The organism is Clostridium sp. Marseille-P299 (genome assembly GCF_900078195.1).
Classification (GTDB): domain Bacteria; phylum Bacillota; class Clostridia; order Lachnospirales; family Lachnospiraceae; genus Lachnoclostridium.
Window position 1 is genome coordinate 1,319,760 of sequence record NZ_FJVE01000007.1, and the last position, 14,236, is coordinate 1,333,995.

9 protein-coding genes are annotated in these 14,236 nt (G+C 33.2%); 8 read left to right on the plus strand and 1 reads right to left on the minus strand.

The window, feature by feature from the left end; genetic code table 11:
* The first annotated feature begins 13 nt into the window (after nt 1-13).
* The 5 genes from BN4220_RS13700 to BN4220_RS13720 all read left to right on the plus strand — a co-directional run bounded on the left by BN4220_RS13700 (nt 14) and on the right by BN4220_RS13720 (nt 8,718).
* Nucleotides 14-2,296 (plus strand): hypothetical protein, encoded by a 2,283-nt coding sequence (locus tag BN4220_RS13700; protein ID WP_066717402.1) that lies wholly within the window; start codon nt 14-16, stop codon nt 2,294-2,296.
* Between the two features lie 349 nt (nt 2,297-2,645).
* The gene (locus BN4220_RS13705) at nt 2,646-4,835 is read left to right on the plus strand and encodes a helix-turn-helix domain-containing protein (RefSeq protein ID WP_066717404.1); all 2,190 of its coding nucleotides are present in this window, start codon (nt 2,646-2,648) and stop codon (nt 4,833-4,835) included.
* Nucleotides 4,836-5,054: 219 nt separating this feature from the next.
* On the plus strand, nt 5,055-6,053 hold the full coding sequence (locus tag BN4220_RS13710; RefSeq protein ID WP_082812312.1) for an ABC transporter permease: 999 nt from the start codon (nt 5,055-5,057) through the stop codon (nt 6,051-6,053).
* A gap of 9 nt (nt 6,054-6,062) precedes the next feature.
* Complete coding sequence (locus BN4220_RS13715) at nt 6,063-6,974, plus strand: carbohydrate ABC transporter permease (protein ID WP_066717406.1); 912 nt, start codon at nt 6,063-6,065, stop codon at nt 6,972-6,974.
* 157 nt (nt 6,975-7,131) lie between these two features.
* Nucleotides 7,132-8,718, plus strand: a complete 1,587-nt coding sequence (locus BN4220_RS13720) for an extracellular solute-binding protein (protein ID WP_242867797.1) — start codon at nt 7,132-7,134, stop codon at nt 8,716-8,718.
* A gap of 232 nt (nt 8,719-8,950) precedes the next feature.
* Here the strand turns inward: BN4220_RS13720 and rpsT are convergent, their stop codons facing one another.
* Nucleotides 8,951-9,214, minus strand: a complete 264-nt coding sequence (gene rpsT, locus BN4220_RS13725; RefSeq protein WP_066717414.1) for a 30S ribosomal protein S20 — start codon at nt 9,212-9,214, stop codon at nt 8,951-8,953.
* Between the two features lie 297 nt (nt 9,215-9,511).
* On the opposite strand from rpsT, the gene gpr reads away from it, so the two are divergent.
* From gpr to lepA, 3 genes are all read left to right on the plus strand, one after another.
* Nucleotides 9,512-10,432 (plus strand): GPR endopeptidase, encoded by a 921-nt coding sequence (gene gpr, locus BN4220_RS13730; protein WP_066717416.1) that lies wholly within the window; start codon nt 9,512-9,514, stop codon nt 10,430-10,432.
* Nucleotides 10,433-10,642: 210 nt separating this feature from the next.
* The gene (locus tag BN4220_RS13740) at nt 10,643-12,031 is read left to right on the plus strand and encodes a stage II sporulation protein P (protein WP_066717421.1); all 1,389 of its coding nucleotides are present in this window, start codon (nt 10,643-10,645) and stop codon (nt 12,029-12,031) included.
* 241 nt (nt 12,032-12,272) lie between these two features.
* Nucleotides 12,273-14,084, plus strand: coding sequence for a translation elongation factor 4 (gene lepA, locus BN4220_RS13745; protein ID WP_066717426.1), 1,812 nt, complete (start codon nt 12,273-12,275; stop codon nt 14,082-14,084).
* Nucleotides 14,085-14,236: the final 152 nt, after the last annotated feature.

Consider the following 14,236-nt stretch of genomic DNA (forward strand, 5'->3'; position numbering starts at 1 on the left):
GGGAGGTAGTAATATGAGATGCCGATTTAACAGATGTTGTTGTTTTCCATGTTTTTGCTTTTGCAGATGCCGTCCATGTAGATGCAAATGCCACTCAGATAGAGAGCATCCATGGGATTGTCATAAAGATGAATGCGATTGTGAGGAAGATCATAATGACTGTAAGCCAGATCATAATGATTGTGAGCCAGATCATAATGACTGTAAACCAGATCATAATGACTGCAAAGACCATGATCATGATCATCATTGTGAAAAGCCTTCCGATCCCCCATCGGATCCACCGACCGATCCAACATTTGCCCCAACATTCGCGCCAACGTTAGCACCAACCTTTGAAGCATCCTTGGCACCAACGCTAGCGCCAACCCTAGAAGGAACATTTGCGCCAACCCTAGCGCCAACTTTAGAAGGAACATTTGCCCCAACACTAGCACCAACCTTTGAAGCAACCCTAGCACCAACGTTAGCACCGACTCTTGAATTGACATTTGCGCCAACATTAGCGCCAACGGAAGAAGAAACCTACGCACCTACGTTAGCGCCAACCGAAGAAGAAACCTATGCACCAACATTCGCACCAACTCTTGAAAGGACATTTGCACCAACTCTAGCAAAGACCTATTCACCAACCTTAGATAAGACCTACGCACCAACCTTAGAGAAGACATTAGAAAAGACTTACGCGCCAACTTTAGAGAAGACATTAGAAAAGACCTACGCACCAACTTTAGAGAAAACATGTGAAAAGACTTATGCACCAACTACAGAGAAGACACTTGAAAAAACCTATGCGCCAACCTTAGAGAAGACACATGAAAAGACCTACGCACCAACCTTAGAGGAGACATGTGAAAAGACTTATGCGCCAACTTTAGAAAAAACATGTGAAAAGACCTATGCACCTACTCTTGAATCAACATTAGCCCCAACGCTAGCTCCAACAATTGCACCGACTTATGCACCAACTATAGCACTTGTATTTGCAAACATAAATTTACCTTGTGATGACAAAGTAAAAACAAACGAGTGTGAATCGGGTGTTTCAGCAACTAGTTTAGATACGGATGATTTTTCAAGTATGTTTAACACGGACGATATAGAACAAGAATTTGATATTGATGAGATATCAAAAGCATTTGAGTCCGACGAGATATCGAATCTTTTTGGAAGTGATGAGATGTCAAATCCATTTGGAAGTGATGAAATGTCGAAGATATTTAAAGAAAATGATGTATCGAAGCTATTTGAAGATAATGACGTATCGAAGTTATTTGAAGAAAATGATGTGTCAAAGTTATTTGAGAAAAATGATATGTCGAAGCTATTTGAAGAAAATGATGTGTCGAAGTTATTTGAAGAGAATGATGTATCGAAGCTATTTGAAGATAATGACGTATCGAAGTTATTTGAAGATAATGATGTATCGAAGTTATTTGAAGGTAATGAGATGTCAAAGTTATTTAAAAATGATGAGATGTCAAAGATATTTGAAGGTAATGAAATGCCGAAAATATTTGAAAGTGATGAGATATCGAAGTTATTTGAAGGTAATGATGTATCGAAGCTATTTGAAAATGATGAGATGTCAAAGCTATTTAAAGGTGATGAGATGTCAAATATATTTAAAGAGGAAGGAATGCAAACAATTTTGGAGAAATCAGGTTTAAGTAAAATAATGGAGTCAACAAATTTGTCAAAGATAGTAGAAAGTTTAAATCTATCGGAGTTATTAGAAAAAGAAAAAGCTAAAAGAGCAACGGTAAAACCAGCACAATCAGAAGCAGCAGAAGGACGGAAAGATACAAAAGTAGAGAAAGACACAAAAACAGATGAATATAAAGAAATAGAGGAAGATATAAAAGCAGAAGAAGATATAAAAGCAGAGGAAGATATAAAAGCAGAAGAAGATGTAAAAATAGAGGAAGATATAAATAATGAGAAAGATTTAACAGTAGAGCATGAGGCAAAAGTCGAGGAGAATCCAAAAATGGAGGAAAAAAATATGGAGAAGGAGACAAAGACTGATAAAACAAGTCTATTCGATATAGCTAAATCAATTGGTAGTTCTAATGTTACAAAAACATTGGGGGCAGCAGCATTTAATAAAGCACTTGACACCGCAGCTGTAGCAACTGCAAAAGTTCCAGAAACTTTAATTCCAAAGTTTAATGAATTATTAGCTAAGGTTCGTAGTAGTACCATGGGAGCTACATTAACAGGAGAGGGAAGTAATGATAATATTGTAGAAGAGTTTCTAAAACTATTTATTGAAAGTAAAAAGCACAAAGAGTAATTTTATAAAGTAAAAATACGAAAGAATAATTTTAAAGCAAATAATATGAAAAATAAAAAAAATAATTTTAACGTAAAACAGGAAAGATTAATTATAAAAGAAAAAGAGCGTAGAGTATAGATAATAGCTGTAGAGAAAGTTCCAGATGAAAGTATGGGACTTTCTCTACAGTTCCTTTATGAGAGTTATTTTCCTAAGCTTTTAAGTGCATATTTTAACCTGCTTATAAAATGTTGCACATTTCTGAAAAATTTAAGTTGTTGTGAGAAAATAAAAAATTTGTTATAATAATGAAAATATTGTTATAATAATAAAAAATACATATGAATAAGACAGTTGGGAGAAAGTCATGTTTCAAAACAATTATTTTAAAAGCAAGGTTTTTAAAAGACTCTTTTTTTCTTATCTTATAATTATCTCTTTATGTTTTTGTATATATTCTGTAATGGCTATTTATGAAACGGCGGTATTGAATAAGGAAAGAAAGAATGCATATTATGAAGTTATGGCAAACGAAATCTCTAGATTTTGGGATGACCAATTGTCCACGGCAAAAACAATTACATCTAGATTGAATAGTAATACATATATCAAGAAAATGTGTATGGACGTGGGTAGCGAGAATGAATATACGGATTCTTATACTGCTTATCAAGTAAAAAATGCAATTACTACTGCAAAAACTTCATCAAGAAATTTAAATGTAACTGAAGTTATGTTATTTCTTAACGATAGCAAGAGAGTGAATGCAAGCTCTGGAATTGTTTGGATGAAAGAACCATTTGAAAATACATTAGAGCAAGGAAGCATAATCAAAAAAGACTCAGTTAAGAATTTACTACATATTAATGATATTGAGATACTCACATTTACCAAGGAGTATCTAATATTTTGTGAAGATTATACATATCAAACAAATCTATTAAGCCGAAGCAAAGGACTTATTTGTGTACTATTTGACTATGAAGGATTAATGGATAATTTAGAATCAATAATGAATGAAAGTACAAGCTTTCGATTAATATTAAATGATAAAACCATTTTTGAAACATCAGACGTAACAGGAATTACAATTCAACAAAACTCCAAGGTAAATTATGGAGTGACATATGAACTCATTATCGATGAAAATGAATTTGATTTTACAGGAAATCTTGGACTAACTCTTATGATATTATTAGGATTTAGTGGATGTATCCTATTTGCTATTTTAGCGTACTATTTTGCAAATAAATATTATCTACCAATTGGAAGCATCGAAAAAATAATGAATAACGAAATGGAAAATGATGAAAAGGATGAACTTGATAATATTATTAAAGGGATTGAAGGCTTAATTGGTGAACGCAATGGATACCGGGAGAAAATGATAACCATTGCACCTTATGCAGAACAAGGGATGTTACATGGAATCCTAACTGGAAATGTTCAAGATGAGAAGTTAAGTGTACTTTGGCAAGAAGAATACATTGACCTAAAACGCCCATATTTTAGTATTTCTGTGTTTAACATTGCTTACGTTGGAACGGATTATATAAAATCAAATGACTTAGCCAATATAGCAAATCTAATACAATCAACGTGTAAAATATTCTATACAGAAGAGATGCAAGTATATTGTTATATAAAAGATATGAATCATATCTATATGGTTGTAAACAGTGATACTGCAGATCTAAAAGATGAATTATTTTATCAAATTCATGAAAAAGTAGTAAGTATTATAGATAATAAAGATTATGTAATAACTATGGGAGTAGATCAAGTAAGAGATGATATCAGTCTTTTACAGGAAGCCTGCAATAACGCAATCAAGGCTTTGGATGGAATGCTAGTTGGTGGTAGAGGCAGTGTATACTTTTATGAGGAAGAAAATACGAAAGGTAAGCAAGAATACTATTTCCCAAAAGATTTTGTAAAACGTTTAGATAAAATATTAAGAGAACAAAATCTAGTGGAAGCGAAGCAACTATTGGATGAAATATACGAAAAAAATATGGCGGAATATGATTGCTCAGTCACAGCAATTCAATGCCTAATCGATGAATTGCATATATCCACGTTAAAAGTATTAAAGGGAATCAATTCTCATAATATTACCCATATTAATATAGATAAAATAAAATTTGCTTCTACCTTAGAAGAAAGTTTTCAGTATTATTATGCGGTATATGAAACAATATGTAATCAGCTGCAGTTAATTACCAATGATAAAAAAGATGTTGAAAAATTAGGAAAAGAAATTATCGAATATATTGATGAGAATTATAGAAATCCTGATATTTCACTTGCTACAATAACAGAAAAATTTGGTGTGAGTAATAAATATATTACACAATGTTGCAAACAGAATCTAGGAGTAACCTATTTACAATACATCCAAGAGAAACGAATTGCATACTCAAAAAGACTTTTGGATGAAGGAAAATTGTCATTAGAACAAATAGCAGAATTATGTGGCTATTCGAATCTATTAACGTTTAGACGTAACTTTAAATCAATTACAGGCATGAATCCAAGTGATTATAGGAATGAGTAAGCATCAAAAATGGAATGGAGGTTGTAATTTACCTTCGTTCCTTTTTTGATGCTTTTGTAAAATAGTCTCAAAATTTTCCCGAATAAATCAAAAATAATGAAGGAAAAAAATGAATCTATACAATAAAATGTATAAATAGTACAATAAAAGTGTAATAAATAACAAAAAGATATCCAAAATGTACAAACAAAATTGGGGAGTGAGAAGGCGGTGTTGTGGATGAAGTTCAATAACAAACATGCAGAAAAAGAGAGGGGGAGTAAAAATAAACATGTATCTAGAAAATTAACGAGGCAAGAAAAAAGTGCAATATTTAAGAAAAATATAAAAAGAGACAAATATTTGTTGCTTATGTTTTTGCCGGTTATTATCTACTATATTATATTTTGTTATGTGCCAATGACTGGAATCGTAATGGCATTTCAGAAATTTACTCCCGGAAAAGGCTTTTTAGGGTTGTATACCGGAGATTTTGTTGGATTGAAATGGTTTAAGCAATTTTTTGAATCACCGTATTTTTTTCGTTTAATTAGAAATACATTTTTACTATCATTTTATTCTTTGATCTTTGGATTTCCAATTCCGATTATATTTGCATTATGTATTACTCAAATTAAGAAGAAATGGATACAAAGAGGGTCACAGGTAATTACATACTTACCATATTTTATATCAACGGTTGTTGTATGTGGTATGATAACAAACTTTTTATCGCCATCTAACGGTATCATTAATCAATTCATTCAAGCCCTTGGAAAAGATCCAATTAATTTTATGGGAGAGAAGCAATACTTTAGAGCCATCTATGTAATTTCTGGATCTTGGCAGACCTTTGGATTCAATTCTATTATATTCGTTGCAGCAATTATGGGTATTTCACCTGAATTATATGAGGCAATGAAAGTAGATGGAGGAAATAAACTTCAAATCATATGGCATCTTGTCTTACCAAGTATTAAACCTACGATAATCTTATTACTGATTATGTCTTTAGGAAATTTACTTAATGTAGGTTTTGAAAAAGTATACTTATTGTATAACTCTGGAATTTATGAAACCGCAGACGTTATTTCTACTTATGTATACCGTCAAGGTATTGAGAGCCAGAATTACAGTTATGCAACTGCAGTAGGATTGTTTAACTCCCTCATTGGCTTTATTATCGTATTTGCTGCAAATCGTCTAAGTAGAAAAATTTCTGATACATCAGTTTGGTAGGAGGCAGATATGACTAGTAAAAAGTTTTTAAAAGAGTTTCGCAATGAAACGATAGGGGATAAGTTTTTTGACATCTGTGTGTATCTGCTAGTGTTTATAGCAGTTATAGTAACCTTGTATCCATTTGTATATGTAACAAGTGTATCTTTAAGTTCAGGAACAGCAGTGAATAAAGGGTTGGTAAAATTATTCCCAGTGGATTTTGATATTTCTGCCTATAAAATGGTAATGCAGTATAAAGAGCTATGGACCTCTTACTATAATACAATCATTTACACAGTTACTGGAACCTTTGCCAACATTATATTCACCTGTCTTGCAGCATATCCGCTTTCAAGAAAAAGGTTTTTCTTAAGAAGAAAACTGAATTTTATGTTAGCATTTACAATGTATTTTTCAGGCGGATTAATACCAACCTATATGGTTGTAACAGGGATTGGTTTATACAACTCAAGACTTGCAATGATATTACCAGTTTTGGTTAGCGCATATAATGTCATGATTTGTCGTTCAGCCTTTGAGAGTATATCAGAAGAGTTATTTGAAAATGCTTCCTTAGAAGGGGCGAATGATTTTACGATGTTAACCAAAATTGCGATTCCGCTAATAAAACCAACCCTTGCAGTGTTAACACTTTATTACGCGGTTGCACGTTATAATGATTTCTTTAGTGGTTTACTATACTTAGGAAAAGAAAAGTTACAACCCCTACAATTATTTTTAAGACGTATCTTATTAATGGCTTCCACGGAAATTATGCAAAATGCCGGTGGAGGAGTAGCACAGGATGCGATTGCACAATCAACCATTCAAATACGTTATGTGTGCATCGTAATAGCTACAATACCAATCATCTTACTTTGTCCGTTCATTCAGAAGTATTTAGTAAAGGGAACGATGCTTGGTGCAGTGAAGGGTTAATAATATGAGATAGAGCTAGCGCTATTTCATTTTATTATGGCGGGTCCCATGTCATATATCTTCTTAAGCAGAATTCTACAAAAGAGGGGTCACTTAAAATTAAAGTTTAGGAAGTTATATGACTGGACCTAGATTATACATAAAAAGGAGAAGTATTATGAGAAAAATAAAAAAATTAGCTACAATGTTACTAATGGTTACATTAATAGGAAGTATGTTTAGTGGCTGTAAAAAGTCAGATAATAGTACAAATGCTAATGAAGCAGAAAAAGAGTTTAATTACACTGGATCAGCACCGATTACTGATACAGAAAATGCAACGGTAAGTATCTTGGCCACGAACTCTTGGTACACAACAGTAGATTTAAAAGAAGCAACCATTGTAAAAGAGGTGCAAAAACGTGCTGGCGTCAATGTAGACTGGACTTTAATTTCACCAACGAACTATGTAGATACAGTAAGTCCAATGTTAGCAGCTGGAAAAGATTTAGCAGATATTGTACTTCTTCCAGATCTCGATCCGAATATGACATACATCAATTCTGGTTTATTTGTAAAATTGGATGAGTATATGGAGTATATGCCTAACTTTGAAAAGTTTTTAAATGAGAATCCAATTATCAAATCAAGTTTAACTGCGCAAGACGGACATATTTATTATGTACCTCTTACCGTAGTAACTGATAATTATCAACCTTGTATGATGTATAATTTACCTTGGATTGAAAAATTAGGAATTGAGCAACCAACTACTTTGGATGATTTCGTAGAAATGCTTCGCCTATTCCGTGATAATGATATGAATGGAAATGGTGATCCAAACGATGAAATCCCTATGAGTGTTACAAGTGAATACTTACCATATATGTTTGGTCCAGCATTTGGCCTTGATTTAGTAAGTGGTTTCTATGCAGATGAAGATGGTACCGTTCATTATGCATATGCTGAGTCAGAAAACTACAAAGCGTACCTTGAATTCTTAAACAGTTTATATGAAGAAGGTTTACTTGAAGTTGAATTTACATCTTTAACAAGAGATCAAATTACAGAACGTTGTGCACAAGATCTTACAGGTGTAACATTTGATTTTAGCTGGCAGATGTCAAATCTTTATAGTGCACAGTATCCAGAATATGATGGTACAACACCTATCTTTTGTGGTGTAGCTCCTTTATCTGGAGAATATGAGGGCTACTATGTTGGTAGAAATGCAATTAGTAATATTTTTGGTGTAACAGCAGATAGTGATAATATTATTTTAGCAGTGAAGTTTTTAGACTACTCAATGGGAGAAGAATGTCAAGATTTATATGTTTGGGGTATTGAAGGAGAAACATATACAGTAGCAGCAGATGGTACTAGAGAATATACAGAGCAAGCGAAAGATAATATGTGGTTCCAAGCATATGGTGTAAACCCTGTTTGTTACCCATCTCAACAATCCGTTGAAGGAACCGATGTGTTATTACCTGAATGGCATGTAAAAGTTGATAAAGAATTAATGCAATACGTGAAAGCACCATGGCCATTTATCTATGCTACACCAGAAGAAGCAGAAGTAATTTCTCAATATCTTGTTGATATTACTACATATGCAGCAGAGAAGAATGTTGAATTTATAACAGGTACTGAGAGTTTAGATAATTTTGATAATTATCTTTCAACACTCGATTCTATGAACTTAGGTGAAATATTAAAAATTAGACAAGCACAATATGATCGTTTTTTAGAAGCTTCTAAATAAGGGTTTACGAGAAGAATAATATAAATTTACGCTAGAGAAATAAAGAGTAGTTAGAAGATGAGAACTGACATTTTCTAACTACTCTTTTAAGGTATATATCCAGCAATGGAGTATGATTGAGTATAATCATACTCTAAATCTTGACATATGAGCACATAAAAAAGACTGTTTCAAGTTTTGACTCGAAAATTCGAAGAAAAACTTAAAACAGTCTTTAAAATGGATCTATTTATTAAGCAATGTTGTTAACAGCTTTTGTTAATCTAGAAATTTTTCTAGCAGCTGTGTTCTTGTGGTAAATTCCTTTAGCACAAGCCTTATCGATAGCAACAACAGCATCTTTTAAACTTGTAGTAGCAAGAGCTTTATCGCTGGCAGCCACAGCAGATTCCACTTTCTTTACTAAAGTTTTTACCTTAGATTTGATTGCTTTATTTCTTAATGTTTTAGTTTCGATAACTTTGATTCTTTTTTTTGCAGATTTAATATTAGCCAATCTGTACACCTCCAAAATGCATTCTATTATTATAATCGCATGATTGTTTTAAACAGATCCGGACACGGACGTTCTGTAGAAAACATACTACCATATTTTATTATAATCATTACAACTTGTCAATACATATTTTAAATTTATTTGCGAAAGATATACTCATAAAAGTAAATTTTTATAAAGTTTTATAATTATATGGATAAACTAATATTTATGTTTTTATTTGGAAAAAAATAGAGTAAAGAATCGGTTGGAATGAAGTCATAAAGGTCTGCATAAAATAGAAAGAAGGAGTAACTTATGAAAAATACAAATCAAGTAAGAACGGACTTAGCATTAGAGGTAAGAGAAAGCTTTGAAGATGACGATGTGGAAATCAAAGGCGTCATTTTAGATGAGAAATATATTGAGGAAAAGGAAGTTAAAATCACAACCGTTGAAATCAAAGATGAACAAGGTGCCAAAGCAATGCAAAAACCAATTGGTACGTATATTACAATAGAAGCAAGGAAACTACAAGAAAAAGATGATGAATATCATTCTTCCATCAGTGAAGAAATTAGTTCCTATATTATGCAATTGGTAGGGGACTCCTATCAACAAGGAGTGCTTATAGTAGGCCTTGGCAATCGAGAGGTAACACCAGATGCCTTGGGCCCTTGGGTTGTAGATAATTTATTTGTAACAAGACATTTAATCCGTGAATACGGAAAAGAATTTGGTGAGAAAAATCACCTACAATCGGTTAGTGCACTAGCACCAGGAGTTATGGCACAAACAGGAATGGAGGTTGTAGAGATTTTAAAGGGGCTTATCAAAGAGACAAAACCAGGTGTAGTTATTGCAATCGATGCACTTGCAGCAAGAAGTGTGGAACGTTTGAATACAACGGTGCAGATTACTGATACTGGAATAAGCCCTGGTGCAGGCATAGGTAATAACAGACAGGCTCTAAACGAAGAAAGCCTTGGAACAAAAGTAGTGGCATTAGGGGTACCAACCGTAGTGGATGCATTTACAATTGTAAGGGATTCTTTAGAGCAAGCATTAAGTAAGCAAGATTTTACACCAGATGAAATCCAAAAATTTATCTTAGAAGTAACCGATCAACAAACGGTTCATAATATGTTTGTAACACCTAAAGATATTGATGAGTCTATGAAATGTATTAGCTATACGATTTCAGAAGCACTCAATTCATGTTTTTGTGGAAAAGGATAAAAAGTGAAAGTGAAAACCTTTCATTGAAAGAAAACATTTTCACTGAAAGGAAGGCTTTTCGCAATAAGGAAACAATTTCACTGAAAGGAAAATCTTTTCACGAAAAGAAAATCACAAGTGAATATACATTCACTTACATTCTAAAAGAAACCGATTGCGGTTTCTTTCATTAAAATATGTGCCGTCATGAGCGGCGGAATGAGGGGAATTATGAGACGATTTTATCGTAGAAGAGAACTTCTCCTTTATCGAATTACATTTTGTATTATGCTCTTTGTTACAATCTGTATTTTGATTAAAGGATTGGTTGTTTTTGCATCAGATGAAATCACTTATGCCTTTAAGAAGGCAGGAGTTTATGCAATGCAGTCCATCTACGTGAATTCAATGGCAGATAAAAATTCGTATTACAAATATGTAGTAACGAATGAAACAAACGACAGTAATGTGATTACGAATTTTGCAGACCGCTTTGCGATTAATTACTATGCAGCACATCAGAACTCAAATAGTACGTATATAAAAGAAAACAACATGGAGATACTTTCACCAGATGGAATTTGGTACTCAGAAGATTTAAGTGATGATCCAAGTGTTTTAGAGAATTTCGATGAAGATACTGAACATTATGTAAGTGTTGGAAATGATTTAGCAAATAAAGTGATGGAAGAAAATGAATATACAACTGATGAAAAATCCAATGGGAAACGATTAGAAATCGTATTTAAAGAAGGAAAGGTTAGTCATATCGAGAATTATGATACTTCTTCTTATGTAAATAATTTTGTAATTGATAATACGAATGATTTTGCAGTTTCCGTAAGTAATTTAATAAAGAGTCAATATTCATTAGATAAGTTAAAACAATTAGATTATCTCATACAAAATTATTATATTGTGGATGAATCTACCAAACCTACTAGTAGCCTATTTGATACCGACAAACTATTGGGTATGAACTTAACAATTAAGAAAAATAATGCAGCTCCTCAGATTTTAATTTATCACACCCATGCGTCAGAAACATATATTGACAGTCGAGAAGGTGTGCAAGAGGATACCGTAGTGGGACCAGGAAATTACTTAGCAAAACTTTTAGAAGAAAAATATGGTTATGTTGTATATCATGATAAAACAGCATATGATATGAAGGATGGAGTTGGTAATCGGAATTATGCTTATAGTACGGCACTTCCTAACATAGAGAAAATTCTTGAGGAAAATCCAAGTATTCAAGTAATTATTGACTTACATAGGGATAGTGCTCCAAAAAGAGTTACTACCATAAATGATAAACCTACCGCAAAGATCATGTTATTTAATGGGTTATGCAGAAATCAAAATGGACCAATTGAACGTTTACAAAATGTCAACCTTGAATCAAACTTAGCCTTCAGTTTGCAAATGAATCTAGTAGGACGTTCGTTGTTTCCTGGCTTAATGCATCGTATATTCTTAAAAAATTATCGCTATAATCAGCATCTAGCAGAACGAACTTTATTAGTAGAACTAGGAACCGATCAAAATACGGTGCAAGAAGCTTACAATGCTATGGAACCATTTGCAGCGGTATTAAATCAAGTACTTACCAATCGTTAATAATATTATAGAAACATTCCTTATAATAAATAGTATAATAAATCAAATAATTAAGCAAATAAGAAACCAAATAATAAACGGAATAATAAATCAAATAATAAACCAAAATTATTCCATAGAGATCCATATACTTAACATATCAATCTACCTTTAAAACACTAGAATAGAAGTACCTTGCCATGAAACATTTGGTATGATATAATACATCCATTGAATTTAGGAAGTACTTGGGAGGAATACAATGTCAATTGACCAAAGCAAAATTAGAAATTTTTGTATCATTGCGCATATAGATCACGGGAAATCAACACTTGCAGACCGTATCATTGAAAAGACTGGCTTACTAACTAGTAGAGAGATGCAGTCACAAGTTCTTGATAACATGGAATTAGAAAGAGAACGTGGAATCACAATCAAAGCACAAACCGTTCGTACCGTATATAAAGCAAAAGATGGCGAAGAATATATCTTTAACTTAATCGATACACCAGGACATGTGGATTTTAACTACGAAGTATCAAGAAGTTTAGCAGCCTGTGAAGGAGCTATCTTAGTTGTAGATGCTGCACAGGGAATTGAAGCACAGACATTAGCAAATGTATATTTAGCACTTGATCATAACTTGGATATTGTACCAGTTATCAATAAAATCGACTTACCAAGTGCAGATCCAGAACGTGTAATTAATGAAATCGAAGATGTAATTGGTTTAGAAGCACAAGATGCACCTTTAATTTCTGCGAAAAACGGACTTAATATTGAAGACGTATTAGAACAAATCGTAGCCAAAATTCCTGCTCCAAAGGGTGATAAGAACGCACCACTACAAGCATTAATCTTTGACTCTATTTATGATTCCTATAAGGGTGTTATTATCTTTTGTAGAATCATGGAAGGAACCGTTCGTAAAGGAACTGAAATTAAAATGATGGCGACAGGAGCAACAGCAGATGTTGTTGAACTTGGTATCTTTGGACCAGGCCAATTCATTCCATGTGAAGAGCTTACTGCAGGTATGGTTGGTTACATTACTGCATCTTTAAAGAATGTAAAGGATACAAGAGTAGGTGATACCGTAACCGATGCTCAGAATCCATGTAAGCAAGCCTTACCAGGATATAAAAAAGTAAATCCTATGGTTTACTGCGGAATGTATCCAGCGGATGGAGCAAAGTATCCAGACTTACGTGATGCATTAGAAAAGCTTCAATTAAACGATGCTGCTTTGCAGTTTGAAGCAGAGACTTCCGTTGCATTAGGATTTGGTTTCCGTTGTGGCTTCTTAGGATTATTGCATCTTGAAATTATCCAAGAACGTCTAGAACGTGAATATAATCTTGATATCGTAACCACTGCACCAGGCGTTATCTATAAAGTATTTAAAACAAATGGTGAAATGCTTGAAATAACAAATCCATCTAACCTTCCAGATCCATCCGAGATCGAACATATGGAAGAACCGATGGTAAGCGCAGAAATTATGGTAACAACAGAATTTGTTGGAGCTATCATGAACCTTTGCCAAGAAAGAAGAGGTATCTATCTTGGAATGGAATATATGGAAGAGACAAGAGCTCTTTTAAAATATGACCTTCCACTGAATGAAATTATCTATGATTTCTTTGATGCACTTAAATCAAGATCCAGAGGATATGCTTCCTTTGACTATGAAATGAAAGGTTATGTGCCTTCAGAGCTAGTTAAATTAGACATTCTCATTAATAAGGAAGAAGTCGATGCACTTTCCTTCATCGTACATGGCGAATCCGCTTATGAACGTGGAAGAAGAATGTGTGAAAAATTAAAAGATGAAATTCCAAGACATATGTTTGAAGTTCCAATTCAAGCAGCAATTGGAAGTAAAGTTATTGCTAGAGAAACTGTAAAAGCAATGCGTAAAGACGTACTTGCAAAATGTTACGGTGGCGATATCTCTCGTAAGAGAAAACTTTTAGAGAAACAAAAAGAAGGTAAGAAGAGAATGCGCCAGATTGGAAATGTAGAAATTCCACAAAAGGCATTCATGAGTGTATTAAAATTAGACGAGAATTAAAAAATGGGGTTGTCACAAAATAGCATTTGTTCATGAAACACTATTTTGCGGCAACCCTGTTGCTATTGTTTATAAACGGTGCGCCTATAATTGCATCAAGGGATAATGCAATTACAACTATGCTAGATGAGCAAGCAGACAGTGCTAGATAA